8 protein-coding genes are annotated in these 18,390 nt (G+C 52.2%); 1 reads left to right on the forward strand and 7 read right to left on the reverse strand.

Annotated features, from left to right (window positions below; translation table 11 throughout):
* Positions 1–11: 11 nt before the first annotated feature.
* The 6 genes from ACZ5BI_RS06010 to ACZ5BI_RS06035 form a co-directional block, all read right to left on the reverse strand.
* Positions 12–2,606, reverse strand: a complete 2,595-nt coding sequence (locus ACZ5BI_RS06010) for a DEAD/DEAH box helicase (protein ID WP_464895858.1) — start codon at positions 2,604–2,606, stop codon at positions 12–14.
* Entirely contained in the window at positions 2,606–4,606 is a 2,001-nt protein-coding gene (locus ACZ5BI_RS06015) for a DNA methyltransferase (protein WP_464895859.1), read from the reverse strand. The genes ACZ5BI_RS06010 and ACZ5BI_RS06015 overlap by 1 nt, the downstream gene beginning before the upstream one ends.
* 319 nt (positions 4,607–4,925) lie before the next feature.
* The gene (locus ACZ5BI_RS06020) at positions 4,926–5,993 is read right to left on the reverse strand and encodes a CHAT domain-containing protein (RefSeq protein WP_464895860.1); all 1,068 of its coding nucleotides are present in this window, start codon (positions 5,991–5,993) and stop codon (positions 4,926–4,928) included.
* A gap of 273 nt (positions 5,994–6,266) precedes the next feature.
* Complete coding sequence (locus tag ACZ5BI_RS06025; RefSeq protein WP_238127365.1) at positions 6,267–8,375, reverse strand: S8 family peptidase; 2,109 nt, start codon at positions 8,373–8,375, stop codon at positions 6,267–6,269.
* Positions 8,376–8,478: 103 nt separating this feature from the next.
* The gene (locus tag ACZ5BI_RS06030; RefSeq protein ID WP_464895861.1) at positions 8,479–9,531 is read right to left on the reverse strand and encodes an AAA family ATPase; all 1,053 of its coding nucleotides are present in this window, start codon (positions 9,529–9,531) and stop codon (positions 8,479–8,481) included.
* Between the two features lie 243 nt (positions 9,532–9,774).
* Positions 9,775–11,754, reverse strand: a complete 1,980-nt coding sequence (locus ACZ5BI_RS06035) for an acyltransferase family protein (protein ID WP_464895862.1) — start codon at positions 11,752–11,754, stop codon at positions 9,775–9,777.
* Between the two features lie 322 nt (positions 11,755–12,076).
* Between ACZ5BI_RS06035 and ACZ5BI_RS06040 the strand changes: the two genes are divergently transcribed.
* On the forward strand, positions 12,077–13,462 hold the full coding sequence (locus tag ACZ5BI_RS06040) for a Fic family protein (protein WP_464895863.1): 1,386 nt from the start codon (positions 12,077–12,079) through the stop codon (positions 13,460–13,462).
* 277 nt (positions 13,463–13,739) lie between these two features.
* On the opposite strand, the gene ACZ5BI_RS06045 is transcribed toward ACZ5BI_RS06040, so the two are convergent.
* Positions 13,740–18,317, reverse strand: a complete 4,578-nt coding sequence (locus ACZ5BI_RS06045; protein WP_464895864.1) for an acyl-CoA dehydratase activase-related protein — start codon at positions 18,315–18,317, stop codon at positions 13,740–13,742.
* Positions 18,318–18,390: the final 73 nt, after the last annotated feature.

Consider the following 18,390-nt stretch of genomic DNA (forward strand, 5'->3'; position numbering starts at 1 on the left):
TTTCAACTGGTCTAGATCAAATTGGTGACTGGTTGGCTGTAGGCTTTGAGGTCTTCCCAGGAATCTGCGCGGGCGGTGTCATTTTCGTAGGCGATTAAGTATCCCCAGTTTTGATCCGCGTAGGCGTCCTCGGCAATCAAACGTCGCACTAATGATTCTGCTGCTTTCCGTTTGGCTTGCACCTTCTCATCATCGTGACCAAGTTCTGATTTGCCTTCGATAATCCAGTAGACGCCATCACTGTCGCGGGCAACAAAATCCGGGAAATAACGATCTTTAGAGTTGTAGTACACGAAAGCCCCATCTTGCGGGTGCAAACGGTGCCACCACTTGATCCCTGGCGAAGTGTTTAGCAGTTTGGCTAGTACGTATTCGCCAGTGTAGGAATCGAAGGACTCCTCAGCGAAAAGAGACTTGAACCAGCCCCCATAAACCCGTCCCCGCACGAACTGTTCACGGCTGTCAATCTGGTCATGCACTGTTTCTCCCAACGGCAGGGTGTATCCACTACCCGGCATCGTCTTGGGATGTATGGCTGGCACTTCCCGGGTAGCTCGCAGCATCGCGGCAATGTAATCTCGAACCAGTTTATTTAGCTCGGCGCGTGCTGAATCTAAAGATTTAACCGTCCAGCCCGGCAATGCCGCAAATTCCATAAACTTAGGCACCAGGTATGACAATAGGTAGTGATTACTCTGTTTTGTCTTGGGGACAAGCGGCATGTCCATTACCAGTTTGACCAGTGCGCTATTAGCGTCTTCATCATCGATGTGAATTGAATCCACTTCCGCGCTTTCCCGATCTTCAGCCCGGAGCTTCTTCCCTAACGCGGCAACAATTTCTTTACGCAATAACACGTCACCAGTAGAGGTAACCCGCCGCGCCGCCTGCTCGATCTGTTCATCACTAATCTCTGAAAGGTCAATAGGCGGCTGTCTGACAGAAATGCTGGTCACCGGGAATTGGTAACTGACCTCAGCAAACTCAGGGTTACGCTCAATCGTAACTGGCTCCCACTCCGGGGCGGCATCTACCCCGGATTCGCTGATAGTACGAACTCCCAACCCAGGCAGTCCCGGCTCCCCCGGTTCACTAACCGGCACCGCAGCCACCTGACCAGTAAATACGTCCGCACCATTACCAGACGGGAAAGCATCACCGGCAGCTGTTCCGGCAAACTGGCTAGCGCCATCATCGCTAGTAGCGGTTCCATCGGCGACAGTACTGGACATTTCTGAGCCGGCCCTCTCGATAGCTCCACGTACCTTAAGTCCATCTTGATTAGCTACTGCTTCTTCCAAACCAAACTGCTGCAACACATTCTCGGCAGCCAACAACTCGCTAAATGACTGGTGGGCGATAATATCCAGCTGGTCAATCTGCCCTATCCCCGTGTATTTCCCGAACGGCAAGCGCAACCCGCGCCCCATCGTCTGCTGGGTCAAAACCTCCGAAGCCATCGCCCGCAGCGTTACCACCACGGCAATGTTTTTCACGTCCCAACCCTCCTTAAGCTTGTTTACACTAACCACTGCCAACACCGGTGAATATGGGCGATCCAACTCATCGAGCAGACGCTGAGTTGCTTCGTCCTCATGCTTAGAATCCACCTGCAGCACCGCGTCGGCTTTACCGAGGTATTCCGGGGTGCGTAACAAATCAGCCACTTGGGTAGCATGCTCCACGTCCGAGCACACCACGAACGCCACCGCATTCACATGAGCGTGCTTTTGCTCCTTCGCGTAAGCATCGTAACAGGCCTGTTTAATCTGGCGCAGCTGCAGGGCATCACGTAGCTGCTGCTCCTCTGATGCTTCATCCGCGCCATAACCATTCTTACGAAACGCCAACACCGGAGCCTTCACATACCTATCCTCAATAGCTTTATACAAGGGATATTCGAAAATAACCTTATCTGTCTTCTTATCCACCGAAGCAGTCAAACCAATAGCCGCTGCCGGATCCAACTCCTTAAGAGCCGCATTAAACGCTACCGCGCTCGAACCGTAAAGATGCGACTCATCAGCAATTACCACCAGATCATCAAGATTTTTAAGGTAATCAAAAAGCACCCCCGCACTCTCATCAAACCTGCGAGGCTTACGCCGCATCGCCTCCTGGGTACCGCCACGAGTATCCCCATCCACAGACTTAGGAGCAATCAACTGCTGAATATTGAAAATAAACGCCAACATGGGCACTTCCCGACCAAACGACAAGCGTTCCGAACCGTTTTGGCGTTCCCTCCACGCCGAATAATCCTGCGGCGTCACCACCCGCGGACACACATTTGCGCCTTCAATATAGCGCGGGGATCCCTCAGTAAAGTTCTGTACCGTCTTCGCCTGCACCGTTTTACCAGGGGTAACAATCATCACATTACCTACCCCCTGCCGGCGTAAATACTCCACAAAAGCCGCCATCAAATAGGTCTTACCCACCCCGGTCGCCAGATTCAACACCTGCATCACCCCCGGGTCATAATCCCCATCGAGAGTAAACACCAACTGGCGCAGCGCTTCTTTATTGGGAGCCCGCAAATCAAACTGGGCGCTAATTTCTTCCAGTATGTCGGAATCAAAACTAATATTCAGTCGGTTCGCCATTACTGCTCACCACCCTCGCTATAAGGAAAAACATCATCCGGCAAGGCAACCACCCGTGAACCTTTTACCGCTTTGCGTAGATGCTGACGCACCCCATCCATCACGCTGGTAGCAGCCAACACAATCGTCTCACCCGGCCGCACCTGCGAAGCCAGCCAATCCACGATTTCAACAGTTGCCACCCCCTCAATTACCTTGAGCAGGCAGTTCCCGCGCCGACCGTCAAACACATAATCATCATCAGGATGCAACAAACCAAACCCCAGATTCGCTGCTACCGACTCAATGAACACTTGCCCACTCGCCGCCGCCGTCAGCATCACCCGACCCAACTGCGGATCATAATCAAAACAAGCCGGCGACAGGTGAGCTACCTGAAAACCGCCGCCCCCACGCCAATTAACCACATCTTTCGAGCGGCGAGTTTTCACCATCTGCTTAACCGCCCGAATATCCGCCGACTTCTTCAACTCCGCACTGCCACTAATAGCCTTATTAAGCAAGGAAGTCAGCCTCTGCGCATCATCAGCACTCAAACCTTCCGGCAAACCCTCAGCGGTAGCATCTACCCGTTCACCCTTAGTGCGCGTAATTCCACCCGCATCAGTATCGTTAACCACCTTCTCTAAACGCGGACGAGTAAACCGCTCGAAAGTATCCTTCACCAGCTCACAGGTCACCCAACGCCGCCCCATCTTCTGCGCGACTGCTGCCGTAGTACCCGAGCCAGCAAAACAATCCAAAACAATATCCCCCGGATTAGAACCAATATGAATAATCCGCTCTAGGAGGCGCTCCGGCTTGGGAGTTGAAAAAGCACCGATGCCTGGAAATAGTGCCTTGATTTCTGATTTTGCCTGACGATTGTGACCGACCTCTTCGTTATCCCACCAGGTACGAGCAGGCTGACCTTCCTTTGGGGGATAAGCTTTGCGCCCAAAACTGCTAGGTGTGACATAAAATTCTGGCCATGCTCCGTCCGCGATTCTTTGAGTGGCTTTTTTAGCACTTGTAGAGGTAATTCCCCCCTTAACCATTAAGTCACCTATATCCGAACGGAGCTGATTTTCCGCTAGGTTGGTCTGGGATAGCCGGAGATCCAAATCCGGTGGGCATACCTCATAATCTGCATACTCGCATAATGATGGAAGTAAACGTTCCACCCCAAAACGCCAACAACCTCCTCGAGATGGATAAAAAACTTCACCCGTTATTGGATGCTGAATTCCGAAAGTACTTGGGTGCTGCTGCCTGTTTCCAATATTTGCTGGTGCAGATCTATTATCTGAAAACCATACGCCATCGGGATCATGATCTGGGTTCGAAAAGCGAGCATTGTCTGCGGCAGTTCGTGGCATCCTTTTTATCAATGGATACTCTGAATTTGAATATACAAGAATGATGTCGTGGTCAGAAGAGAATTTTTGTGCATCACCACGCGGCGAATCTGCTTTCTGCCACACCACCTCAGCCACAAAATTCGCGGCACCAAACACTTCGTCCATGAGTAGCCGCATCCGGTGTACTTCCACGTCATCGAGATGCACCCAAATGGATCCGTCCTCACTCAAGAGTTTCTTTAAATGCAGCAAGCGGTCGCGCATCATGGTCAGCCACACGGAGTGTTCCAGGTTGTCCTCGTAATTGGCGAAAGTCTGCGCGGTGTTAAACGGCGGATCAATATAGATCAGCTTCACTTTGCCCACATATTTTTCGGCTAACTCTGGCACCCGGGTAAGCGCCTCCAGCACGTCCCCGCTCTCCCCCAAAATCAGCAGGTTATCGTCTTGCGGCTCCAGATCGGCGCGCTCAGAGTACTCAAAATCCTCACTCTTGGGAGTTTGCTTACCCTGAACGTATTCGTCATAGACCAGGGTATGGGTTTCGCAATAACGCGGATCCGCGGGATCAACCCAGGTATAGCCGTATTTGCCGGTTTCGGTAGGAATCAGAGCCTTGTCCTTGTTGTACCAAGTAAGTTGCAGGCGTTGTTGCGACATCTAATAGCCCTCTCCCTTGCGCGCCGATGGAATCAAATCGCAGATACCCTGATATTACCGCCCCAAGATTGCACCCCCTAAGCAACCTGCCGGTTTAGACGCTACCCCTTCGCAAAATTACGTTTCGCGGAACCGGTACTGCCCCATGCATGTCACACAGACCCACAACAGCCTACGAATACCGCAAACTGAGATTATCTAGCTAGGTAAATATCCGCTCTCATTTCACCCATATTTGTGGCACGCATTCCTAGACCATGCCTTAACTACAGTATTTGAGAGCTCGGGCTTCGTTTTCTGATATTGGAGTAGTCTGCACTTAACCAATAGTTGGAGCTTTCACTAAGAACAAGGTTTTAGGATCAGCATCAATAGCGTGCTCCAGGGAGGGAAGTTCAGAATCCTGGAAACCCGCCATATGCAAGAATGCCTGTGCCGCAGCAACAGAGGACCCAAGGGACTGTCCGTTCGCAATAGATGCATAGAACTGCGCCGCGAAGTTGATTGCATTTTCATCCCCCACGGAATCTAGCATCCCAATAGCAAACGGGATCTCATCACCCACTATTTCCGCCAATTGGCCAGCAGATTTACATGAGTTCAAAACAACCACCGCTGGTGGATTATCCACCGCAACAAGAGCCCGCTTTAGCGCACCCGCATTAACCTTATAACCGCCATTCTGTAAGTCGCTATCTGTCTCCAGAAGGATTGAGAAATCGTTACTATGTCCAGAAAAATGCAGCACGTGCGGTGAAAACTGACTTAACCCGTCGAATAAATCCCCTACCGTTGCTGCAGGTAGGTATTTTATTTCAATCCAGTCTCTATGTAGTGCATTTCGCACAGCCTGACTAATCCGTTTCTGCTCACGTTCAGTTCTAAGGTTTCCGCTAGGATTCGCTGTTAGAATCAAGATTCTAAGTTTTTCTTGTTTAGCAGAAGGGAAAGTCCTCATCACGCTTTGAATATCAGTTTCAGTATTCTTAAGTCGTGATTCAACATCGCGTTGCGTAGCCTGTAAACGCCGCATTTCCCTCTTATATTCTTGGTTATGTTTCTTCTCTGCTTTTGAAGCTTCCTTAGCTTGTTCGCGCACTAGTTTCTTCTGAAGATCATTCTCTTTTTTAGAATATTCAGCTACTTTACTTTCCCATTTAGAAGCCTCTTTAGCCGCTCTCTGCGCGTCGCGAAGCCTCCGCTCTTTTTCTGCCAGTCGTGCCTTCTGAGTACTGGCACTGGAAGTCTTAAATGCAGCTGCTTCCGCTTTGTGCGCTTCAGTGCGTTTCTTGGATTCTTTAGCTCTGTGTTCTGCGACCTTTTTCTCGGCATCCACGTGTTTCTTCCGCAAATTTTCGAGATCTCGTAAATATTGCTGAATGCTCAAATTATTCCTTCCTTACGTTCAAGACCAGGAGAACCCTAGCCACAAATTTCAAATCTAATAGGCCACGAGCATCCGCTACTCGCAACTTTCCCCCTGGTGGCAGTAGTTTTAGCACCCATCCCACATTTGGTGGCAGTACCCTATCCGCGGGGCGTTCGTTAGAACGGTCCGAAACATACTTTAATAAAACCAACTCCAAGACAGGTGTTTGAGTATTTCAAAGATTCCGGGTCACCCTCAGAACTTTCCGGCAAAATCCCAGCGCGATACCCTCTATTCTTTAAAATCTATTTCTACCTCGGCGGCGTTGTAGATATCCAAGCGGTTCTGTATATCCACCTTGTTCACAATCCAACCACGCAGCGAACACTTTTGAATGAACTCATCTATACGGTTCACACCATCCATTTCCCGCAAAGTAACCACTATCCCAAACCGCAGATTTCCAAATGGGGCACTCGCAGGATTATCCCACCGGCTGGTCTTGCGGATTTTCAAACCCCACATCTGTGTTCCGTATGCCTTCCTACCGCGCTGACCCCTGCGAAAAACCTCACCGATATGTTTGACGTTATCCCACTTGCGGTAGCTATTGCGCGCCGTAGCCTCAGTAGTGTAATCATCATTTTCACCTTGGCGATTATTGTTAAGTGCTATCAAACTACCCTTGTCATCAATACGCCCAAAGTGTAAATCCAATTCAGTACTGGTATAGTCCACGCCTTGACGGCGGTCACACGGGGGAAAATAGCACAACGTGGCACGCGCAATATACGGGTGCTTGCTATTAACAACTGGTACTGGAATATCGACATTATAAGTCTCATAGGAATCAGCAATCCCCGTCAAGACAAATTTAATTTCATCATCTTTACACTGAACCACGTCCTCTATGCGAATGGGAACCTGACCATATCCCCGTTTAGAATCTTCGCGATATTTCCATCTCGCAGCCGCATCAATTATCAGCGCTTTGGCAACTTCGCGGTTAAATCCCATTATCTGCATCAAATAGGCCATTTTCCGCGCTATCCACGGTGCCGCAAAAGAAGTCCCCTGTACCCAAGAACCCCCGTTTCCTGCATAGGTATACATGGGGACATCCTGATCGCCACCAACTGCGCAGACGTCAGGTTTTTTGAAGAATTCCAAGACAGGACCACTTCGGGAATAACTGGCAGTTTCACCCGAAAATGAGGTTGCATTTACGACCAAGGAGTTAATCGAATCAGCGGGAGCCCCAATCTTCTGTTGCTTTTCATGGGTTTGATTGGTACCTGCCACCACAAAAACAACGTCATCAAAACGAGATTGCAATTCGTCCAGAATAGCGCCCTCGGGAGACACGAAGTTACGCGCTACCTCTCGCACAGAACCCTGGGAAATGTTCCATACTTTAATGTCACGGTTCTGTTCCACGATACTTTTCACTCGCCTCATGAATGCAAACGAATCCGATCGCGACCCGGTAGCAACCCCGAAGTGCCGCACCCGGAAACGACCACAACCGTCATCCAAGTCCGGTACTAGGCTCGGACCATCAACAATAAGCGATGTAACTTTTGTCCCGTGGGCACAATCCTCTGGATGTATTTCAATTTCAGGGGGAATCAGATTTATTGGCTCAACCCAATCGGAAAAATACACATTTTCATCAAACGGGGTATCAATTACTCCGATGATGGGTTCATTACCCGCTTTAGGTATATCCAAAGGATTGATACCCACCTCATCGAACTCTTCGGGAGTCAACTTGGAGATATCGGAAATCGCCATCGATACCAAGAAGGGATATTTCCCTATCAATACACTGTATTGATCCGGGCTCAGCCGGAGAGCGTTTCCCAGCACTTGGTCAGGCGTGACCCTTAAACCCAAACCATTTAGAAAATCGCGAACATCGCTGTAGCCGGTATCGTAAAGATTTACAACTACCCAGCCGTCAACTACCTCCTGCTGAGTGCGTATGCCGAAACGCTCAGCAAAATAAGCATCCCTGATTACCTGTAAAAAGATGCTCTTAGACGGCTCATAAGGCCACTTCTTTTTTTTGAAAGTCTTTTTTATTTGCTCCAATATTTCATAATCGATACTGCCACCGTATTTATCAACTATTGCTGCGCAGCTTTCCAAAACATCAATGGAATCATCAACTATGGTTTCACTGACGCAATAGGTAATTACATGGTGGGTGTTGTCCAAGTAACCCTCGAAGCGGGCTCCCACAATGGAATTACTAGCCCTAGAGCTGCCTCCGCCGAGCAAGCGACGAATTCGGTTACTTTTAGCCGTTATTTTTTTATAGTAAACGCTAATCAAGGGATTGAAGGGAATCTGCTTTTTACGCCAATAATCCTTTATTTCCACCAGCTGTTGACGCAAATCTAGCAGGTGTTTCGCACTAACTTCCCCATTCTTTGGTAGTTGGGGCGAACCCGGCCGCCCAGCGCCCTTGATATGGAACTGACCTTTAAGCTGAAGCAGGTTATTCACCACGCACCTCCCGTAGTTCCCGGGAAATAGTTGTCTTCGGCACCTCGGAGAGGACTTCAATCTCTCGCAAGGTGAAACCTTGCCGACTCAGCTCTGCATAGTCCTTGATAGATTTACCCGGACAGACCTGGGAGTAGAGACGGCGCAGATAATCGTATAGATCACCAGGTTTACTGAAGGCAAGCGAGGTTCGCAGCATATTCTCAAGGTCTCCCGGATAAGGAATCTCCGGCATTTGATTCATGATTTTTCGGAACAAGCGTACATTGCGAGCCACATTTTTGAACTTGTCCAACAATCCGCTCAACATCACTTCAGAAATTTCTAACAGGTCGTCCCTGCCGTAGCGACCAAAATCAATGATGGAATCAAATCTTCTGACGAGGGCTTTATCTAGCTCTTCATAAAGATTTGTAGTAGCTATCAATACCACCTGTTCATTTAGAGAGTCGAGTTCCTTTAATAATGCCGAAGTGGCTCTACCCATTTCCCGAACATCATGGTTATTTACCCGATCAAGCGCCAGGGCATCTATTTCATCGAACAAAACCACTGCCTTATCGGGGTGTCGCATATCGTTTATTTCCGCGAAAAGGCGACCTATATTCTTACCTGTTTGTCCAAGTTTGCTGTCAATAACCGCGTTAAAATCCACCAGATAAAGCTCACGATTGGTTATTCTGGCGATTTGGCGAGAGGTCTGAGTTTTCCCGGTACCCGGAGGGCCTTGGAACAAAAACTTATTCACCCCGACATTGTGGGAGATCGCATTGCATACACCGGTCACATCCATGGCTATAGCCTCCGGGAGAGGCAACGGTGCTGAAGCAGACTCAAAGCGACGGAGAAAATCTCCCCCGTCCTCCCTCAAAGCTTGTGGAACAAACGCGTTAGCATCCGAAATGAGAGCCATAATATATGCAGCTAGCTCCACGTCACCGGCAGCCTCAAAGTCACGGGCAATTTCTGACGCCTCAGCGCGGAATGCAGATTCATTTCTGTCTTCGTGATACCTGATCAGATTGATTACATTGCGTTTCTTCAAGGTGTCCCCTTTCGTTACACACAAGCATAGGCACACCATGGGACAGATGCAAGTACTTTGGGACATGTTTTCAATTATTTATAGAAAACAAGAGCTTTTCTGCTGTTAGAAGCGGTTAGCAACAATTAATATTTTCGGATAAAAATACAGCCGGTGTCCAACACACCCAGATTCCCTTGCTCGAAGACTTGCTAGTCGAACTACTCGAGAATTTCGAGTAGTTTCCTAGCTGCGCCGACGCCCCTACCGCCCACATAGGGCTTGCTTGTAGAGGTTTGCTATCACTGCGGCTCCCGCATTGGTGGGGTGGGTACCATCATCTACCAGGTATTCCCGATGTCCCTCGCTGGCCGCCCACCAGTCAATAATCCCTACATTCGGATTGTTGTTTGCCAGGCGATTCAATATTTCGTTATTGATATCTTGCAAAGGATTGGGATCGCGGATAGTAACCAGGAACATGGGCCTGCCTTCGGCGGTGTCGATCAGGTTTTGCACCAGCCGGTCGCCGTACAACACCCCGTTACTTCCTAAGGCATACACCAGGACCCGGGGTCGGATCCCCTGATTCTGGTATTTAGCTAACACGTCTGGACCGCGCTGGATCTGGCGACTAGTCTTCCCATCGACTACCGCGTTTGGCAACACTTTCTTAATCGCCGGGGTAGCCTCGTCAGTTACCGAATCCCCAATAATGAGGACGTCGGCGTTACAGGTACCGGTGGCCGGATCGATCTGCCATCCGGTGGTATCCAAGTTATTGGGAACCTTCTTGGCCACCGGTTTTATCCCCTTAGGCTCTACTTCCGCCTTTTCCTGCACCTTGTCTTTCTCGTCTTTTTCTTTCGCTTTTTGCTTTTCTACCTGCGGGGAGGGAGCGGCAGTAGCGGCAAGTTCGGGACGCAATTGCACCGCCCGGTTCTTAGCTAGCTGCTCCCAGTTGGCGGGGTAAAACGCCAAGGTCCCGGTTACTACCAGCGAAAGCGCCGAGAGCGCTGCAAACACCGTAAGCTGCAGCTTGCGCAACCTGCTCTGAGCCTTTAGTTTCCCGGCTTTCTTTTCTCCCGGTTTTTTCCAAAGGGAACTGAGGAAAGTGGCGGGTGCTTCTGCCAGGCGATAGAAAACTTCTGCCGAAACGGCCACTATCAACAGCTGCAGAAGTTGCTGCCACCAGGAGGGCGGAACTGTGCGGGTAGCCGGATTCAGTATCGGCAGGATTGGGAAATGCACCAGGTAGAGGGCGAAGGAGCGCGAACCCAGGTAGTTAAAAACCGGGTTACTTAGCAGTTTTGAAATCATCGCGTCCTCTAAAACAGCCGCCCTGATTATTAGTGCACTTAGCATCGCCGCCAGTAGGAACCCGCCGAGGTACATCGCCGGCATCTCCCCATTTCCTCCGATAGCGAAGACTATTAACGCCCCGAGGCTCCCGGCTGCCAGTATCTGCAGCGCAGTGCCTTTTCCGGTCTTTGCCTCGTTAGCAGAGCCGGAACCCGACGAAGAAACCTGCGGGAAAATAAAAGCTAAGAACGCACCCACCAGCAGCTCTGCGGCGCGAGTATCCAACCCGTAATAGGCGTGAGTAACGTCCTCCCCCGCCATCCAAAAGATCGCCATTGCCGCCGCAGATGCCAAAATCAAGACCGCGGTAATCGCCGGAGCGGCCCGCCTCACTTTCAGCAGCAAGTAGACGATCAGTGGCCAGATCACATAGAACTGCGCAAGTACCCCCAGGAACCACAGGTGGGTGAGCGGGGACGGCAGCCCTGCCGCCGCGAAATAGGGGACGTTGCGGAAAATATAGAACCAGTTGCTGACGAATAAGGTGGCCGGTAGGCAGTCACTTTGCACTTTCAGCAGCAGGCTGGGCGCGAATAGATAGGTCAGGGCGGCGCTAAGCGCAATAGTGATAACTATCGGGAAAAATAGCCGCCAAAAACGCCGCAACAAATAGCGCCAGTAAGAAAAAGTTCCCTTATCGAGGGCGCCGGCAACGGAGCGAGTAATCAAGAACCCGGAGAGCACGAAGAATACGGTCACCCCGATAAACCCGCCAGGTAACACGCTGGGGCGCAGGTGGTAGAGAACTACTGCGACTATTGCTAACGCGCACATCCCGTCCAATGCTTTGATCCGTGAGCTCGGGCGTCGCTCAGTAACAGTTTTTCCTGGCGCCTGCGGTGTTTCGGACAAAGATTGCGGGGAACATTCATCTTTTGTCATGGCTAAAGTCTAGCTCGAGCTCACAGAGGCTTTACCGAAGGTTCCGAAATCGGTTGGCATCCTCGGTTACCCCTAGTTCGGTTACCCCCACGCCCTCCCAGCGCAAACCTAACGCTTATCCTTACACCTACCCCCAAGTTTTGAAAGGATAGCGCTTATCCTTTCACCCACCCCTCATTTTTGCAAGGATAAGCCTTATCCTTGCAATCACCTACTTTAAAGTGCGAAAATAAAGTAAGAACTTTCAGCTATACCGGAAACACACAATACGGCAGCGCCGCCGCAAAGCTGGCGGGAAACTAAGTCCTGGGGAGGCGAACACATGGGACATTACGAAAAGCAGCATTGGGCAACGAATTTGTCTGCGTTTTCTCGGGAAGGGCGACGCAGCGGCGATTACCGCTCCTATATCCCTGACCTGCTGGCGGGAAATATCGTGATTACCGAAGAAAACTCCGCCACCGCTGCCCTATTGGAGCGGAAAATCTTGGCGTTTTCCCCACTAATGTCGCAGCTAGGCATGGAATCTCTGGCACGGCTAATCCTGCGCGGTGAAGCTATCGCCTCCAGCAATATCGAGGGATTACAGGTTGCTCCGCGCGAACTGGCGCGCGCCGAGCTGAAGGAAAAAAGCGGCACCAATCCGCGCAGCACTGCTGGGGACGTCATCCGCAACATCCAGATACTAGAGGACGCAACCCGCAAATTAGCTAGCGCCGAGACGGTTTCACTTGCGGACATTGTGGATTCGCAGCACAAACTAATCTCCGAGGAAACTTGGCAAGGGATCCGCAACAGCCAAAACTGGTTAGGGGGCAGCTCCTACCATCCTCTAGCTGCCAGCTATATCCCACCCTCCCCCGAACACCTCGACGGTTTATTAAATGATCTGGTCAAGTATTTAAATGGGGCAGAGCACGGCGCGCTACTACAAGCGGCGCTGGTGCACGCGCAATTCGAATCCATCCATCCCTTCCCCGATGGCAATGGCCGCATCGGACGGGCGCTGATTCATATTGTTTTAACTCGCCGCGGCCTCACTCAGGGGGCTACCCTGCCGCTATCTTTGGCGCTCGCTACCAGAACTGACCTTTACGAGGATGCGCTTTCTTCCTACCGCCACCTCGCCGCCCCCCGCAGCGACCAGGCAATATCAGCGGTGAACCAGTGGATAAAAGTATTCTTGGATGCTTGCCAGATTGCGCTCACCATTTCCGAAAGTCTTAAGAACCAAGTCGAGGAGCTGCAAGCCGATTGGAAGGCGCGCCTGGACTCCTGTTACCGCAGTGAGCACCACCGCGCCCTGCGCATCGATGCTGCCGCTAACCGTTTGCGAGAGCAGCTGCCCAATTTGCCGATGTTCACTATCGCTTCCGCTGCGCAAGTCTTAAAGGTTTCTCGCCCCGCTATCGAGAACGCCGCTAAAGATTTAGTTGCGGCGGGAATAGTGGCGCCGCTTAATATCGGGCGTGGGCAACGCGGCTGGTGGCAACCAGATTTATTTGACCTAATTAGTGGCAGCGAACGTCGCCTTGCCTCTACCCAGTGGGACACCCTGGCCTCTGCCCCGCGCCGCGCGGTACCTAATGCGCAGACAGCTCGCGCCCTGACACATACGCAAAGAGTTATCGCAGGCAAAGATCCCGAAGATGGGGCAGTTTTTGAGGACGCAAACCAGGCGACAGATTTTCTGGACTCCCTAGCATAAAAATTATTTTTGACCGCCAGAACATCACGTAACCCTGTATCTTTACCTCGCACCCTTAGAATCTTTACTTTTTGCTGCTTTCTTGCCGTGAGAAGTAAAGATTTAGGGGGTGTTAGCCATATACGGCTGCGGAAGTTTCAATAAAAACTTGCAGAGCATGCCCAAAAACACTCTTCAAGACGAAAATGGGCACTCCCCTGCGCACTACTGGCGCGACGGGTAGTATCGGTATTACCGGGGTCACAACGGGGTGTCCTCGGCTAGTAATTCACCAGTCTTAGCGTGCGGCGCTCACTGGGGTAATCGGCAGGGAACGCCTACCGGCAGGGCTGACTTGAACCTCAGAATTCCACTGCACTCCGCTTCCACACGAGGACGCGCATCCGCAGCCGCCTCCGCTCGCGCCCTCGGGCAGATCCTCAAAATCATCAGCAACTTCCTCGCCGCGCAGAGCGGTCGCGATCATCAACTTGATCCGGTTGAGCTGATTCACTTCCGAAGCTCCCGGGTCATAATCGACCGCCACCACATTGGCCTGCGGATAACGGTTACGCAACGCCCGGAACATACCCTTGCCAATCACATGGTTCGGCAGGCAGCCAAAAGGCTGGGCGCAAATAATGTTGGGGCAGCCATGCTCAATCATGTCCACCATTTCTGCGGTCAAATACCAGCCTTCACCAGCCTGATTACCCATTCCTGCAATATCAACAGAGCGCGCCGCCATGTCTTTGATTCTCCGGTGCATCTCGAACTTGCCGTTAGTCTTTTCGAAAGCCCGGCGAATCGCGTCCTCGTAGCGCTCTAAGGCCCACAGCCCCGCATCCATCGCTAACTTCTGTTTACGGGAATGCCCCATTTCATTCCGCTCAAAGTTTCCGCTGGCCAAAGAGTAATGGAAGAACTGAATCAAGGTAGGCAGCTCCGCTTCGCAGCCTTCTTCCTCAATCACCCTCACCGCGTGGTTATTTGCGTCCGGGTGGAACTTCACCAGGATTTCTCCCACCAAACCAACCCGGGGACGGCGCGGCTCGTCGTTCAACGCCAATGCGTCAAACTCTTTGACACATTCCTTAATCAGGCGGGAATAGCTGAGGCGACCGCCCCAAGTCGCCGAGTATTTTCCAGCCGCAAACCATTCCTGGATAATCTGATCCCAGCGCCGATAAAGTTCCATCGCCGAGCCTTTCACCAGCTCGTAGGGGCGAATGCGCAAAAGCATGGTCTGCAGCATGTCACCTAAACAGATAGCTTGCAAAATCCGATGGATTTCCGCCCAAGAAAGCTGGAATCCCGGGTTTTCTTCGATCCCTTGTACCGAGGCCGCAATCACCGGCACCTGCGGATACCCGGCATCCCGCAACCCTTTACGCAGCAAGGATGCATAGTTAGTTGCCCGGCACATTCCTCCGGTCTGCGAAATCGCGACGGCAGTCTTATCCGGGTGAGCGCGCCCGGAAGTAAACTCCTCTATCAGCTGCCCGATCACCACAATCGCGGGGTAGCAAGAATCGTTGTTTACGAACTTGAGGCCAGTTTCCATTGATTCGCGGGAAGTATGTTCCAGCAAACGTACATTCAAACCGGCACGCCGCACCACCGGCTGCGCCAGACGGAACTGGATCGGCGCCATTTGGGGAACCAGAATCTCCCAACCATCTTTGCGCATCTGCTCGGTGAACTGCGAGCGCACCTGCAAGTGACCGGCTTTCGCCAGGCGGGCTTCTTCCTCCGCAGCTTCGGCTGCCGGATCTATGCGAGTAGGAACTGCCGCTTCCTCTGACTCTCTGGGCGCGGCATCGGGGTCACCGATTCGATCGGCACTGGGATAGGTAAGCACCGTGGAGCTTTCCCGCTCCCGAGTAGCCGCATCTAGGGAGCGCAGACGAATCCGGGCGGCTCCCAGGTTCGAGACCTCGTCAATCTTGAGGACAGTATGAACGTCTCCGCGCCCCTCCAAAATCTCTTGCACCTGGTCAGCGGTAATTGCGTCTACACCGCAACCGAAAGAGTTCAGCTGTACCAGTTGCAGGTCAGCTTCATCACCCACCCGGGCAGCGGCCTCATAGAGGCGAGAATGATAAGCCCACTGGTCACGCACGCGCAAAGGGCGCTCCAGGCGGCCATCGAGCACCGAATCTTCGGTAAATACCGCCATTCCTAATCCGATAATCAACTCCGGAATCCCGTGGTTAACCTCCGGATCCAGGTGATAGGGACGTCCGGCCAGCACAATCCCGCGCACCCCGTTTTCGCGAATCCACGCTAAAGATTCTCGGCCTTTCTCCCGAATCTCTGCCTTGACGGCGGCATCTTCTTCCCAGGCCGCATCCAGGGCGGCTTTCGCTTCCGCTTCCGTCACGTTCCAATCAGCGAATACTTCCGCGATCCGCTTGGGAAGGAACTCTCGATTCCCCAGGTTCAAGAAGGGGCTGATCAGGCGGACGTCGCTATCTTGCACCGACTCCATATTGTTGCGAATAACCTCGGGATAGGTACCCACCACCGGGCAGTTGTAACAGTTATCGGTCCCTTCCACCAGCTGTTGTTCATAAATCACCGAGGGATAAAAAATAGTTTTTATCCCTTTCTTAATTAGGGACTCGATATGCCCATGCACCAGTTTCGCGGGGTAACAAATATTTTCGGAGGGAATCGACTCCATCCCGGTCTCGAACAGGTCATGATTGGAGCGTCCCGACACCATCACCCTAAAGCCCAGCTTGGTGAGCATGGTGAACCACAGCGGATAGTTTTCGTACATATTCAGTACCCGGGGAATCCCGATATCCCCGCGGAATGCTTTCTTTTCGGTCAGGCGGCGATACCCGAAAATCCGCTTATATTTCCAATCGAACAGGTTCGGCAGCGCGGACTTCTTGGGTACTTTTTCTAGCGAGGCACCGCGTTCACAGCGGTTCCCGGACACGTGCCGCTCCCCATTAGAGAAAGTAGAAATGGTCATCTGGCAGTGGTTTTGACACAGCCTACAGGTCTTGCGGGTAGTCTCTACCTGGAATTTCTCCAAATCCTCTAGGGTGGCCAGGGTGGATTCGCCCTGGCCGTCATCACCTTGTTTCGCAATCAATGCCGCCCCATAGGCGCCCATCAAACCGGCAATATTAGGACGCACCACTTCCCGCTTAGTTAGCAGCTCGAAAGCCCGCAGGACTGCGTCGTTAAGGAAAGTTCCCCCCTGGACAACTACCTTTTCGCCCAGTTCTTCCGGGGTTTTGAGTTTAATAACTTTATAGAGGGCGTTACGCACCACCGAATAGGAAAGCCCCGCCGCAATATCTTTCGGGCTCGCGCCCTCTTTTTGTGCCTGCTTGACCGAAGAGTTCATAAACACGGTGCATCGCGTCCCCAAATCCACCGGCGCTTTGGCAGCTACCGCATCCGCAGCAAAGCTTTGCACACTGGTTCCCATAGTGGCGGCGAAAGTTTGCAGGAAAGATCCACAACCAGACGAACAAGCCTCGTTCACCGAGATAGAATCCACGGCTCCAGCGCGAATCTTCAGATATTTCATATCTTGCCCGCCAATATCAATCACCGAAGACACCCCGGGCAGCAGGTCTTCAGCGGCGCGGAAATGCGCCATAGTTTCTACTTCCCCTTGCTCTAAGTTAAGGGCGGTTTTCACCAGCCCCTCCCCGTAGCCGGTAGAGCAGGCACGCCCAATATAGGCGCCCTCGGGAAGCTCAGTGCGGATACGCCGCACAATCTCGACTGCCGCGGAAACCGGGTCGCCCTCGTTAGAAGCATAGTGAGTGAATACGATCCGTTTATCCTGGTCAATCACGACTGCTTTAATCGTGGTAGATCCGGAATCTACCCCCAGGAAGCAGCGTCCCCGCGCCTCGGATAATGGTAGTTGCGGGATTACTTCTTTATCGTGGCGGGCGCGAAACTCCGCGAGTTCTTCTTCATTCGCAAATAGCGGGCGCATCCGCTGCGAATCAGTATCGATTTTCCCGGTGGTCAGGTCGCTTATTAACTGCTCTAGACTTCGCGAATCCCCTTTATCAGCGCTTAAGGCTGCCCCTAAGGCCACGTAAAGTTCGGCATGTTCGGGGGTGAAGAAACTATCGGCTTTGGGGAGCAGCTCCTCATAAGCTTTGCGCAGATTAGGGAGGAAGTGCAGCGGCCCGCCCAGGAACATGACGTTTCCGCGAATCGGGCGTCCACAGGCCAGTCCCGCGATGGTTTGGGTGGCGACCGCGGTAAAGACCGAGGCCGCGAGATCTTCGTGCGCCGCGCCCTCGTTAAGCAGGGGCTGCAGGTCGGTTTTCGCGAACACCCCGCAACGCGAGGCAATCGGGTAAAGCTGATTGGCGCGCGCGGCCAGCTTGTCTAGACCCGAGGCATCGGTGTGTAGCAAGGTAGCCATCTGGTCGATAAAAGCCCCGGTTCCCCCGGCACAGGTACCGTTCATGCGCTGCTCCGGAGTGGGATGCAGATAGGTGATTTTGGCGTCTTCCCCACCCAGTTCGATAATCACATCGGTTTGCGGGTGAGTATCGCCCACCGCTTTGGTACCGGCAATAACTTCTTGCACGAAAGGTACTTTCATGGCTCCGGCAACCGATAGCCCCCCGGAACCGGTAACCGCGGCTTTTACGCTGATTCCCGGGTGAGCGGCGTCAATATCGCGCAGCAAGCCGGCCAGTTCCCCGCGCACATCCGCGTGGTGGCGGCGATAGTCGGAAAAGACTACTTGCCGCCCCGCAAGTAGCACCGCTTTTACCGTGGTGGAACCGATATCGATGCCCAGTTTGAGCGTATGCGAGCCCTTACTTGAGGCCAGGTCATCTCCGCCCGCGAGTTCAGGGGGGGCAGTTGTCTTACTCATAGCATCTCCCGGAGTCGTTATCACCACCTCAAGGTAAGCTGAAAACGCTAAATTCACTAGGTGTTGAAATTAG

The organism is Varibaculum sp. GTC20041 (assembly GCF_055387755.1).

Bases quoted from the DNA above. Each gene is read 5' to 3' on its own strand.
- ACZ5BI_RS06010 (WP_464895858.1), bottom strand. From the start codon at position 2,606: ATGGCGAACCGACTGAATATTAGTTTTGATTCCGACATACTGGAAGAA.
- ACZ5BI_RS06015 (WP_464895859.1), bottom strand. From the start codon at position 4,606: ATGTCGCAACAACGCCTGCAACTTACTTGGTACAACAAGGACAAGGCT.
- ACZ5BI_RS06035 (WP_464895862.1), bottom strand. From the start codon at position 11,754: ATGACAAAAGATGAATGTTCCCCGCAATCTTTGTCCGAAACACCGCAG.
- ACZ5BI_RS06040 (WP_464895863.1), top strand. From the start codon at position 12,077: ATGGGACATTACGAAAAGCAGCATTGGGCAACGAATTTGTCTGCGTTT.
- ACZ5BI_RS06045 (WP_464895864.1), bottom strand. From the start codon at position 18,317: ATGAGTAAGACAACTGCCCCCCCTGAACTCGCGGGCGGAGATGACCTG.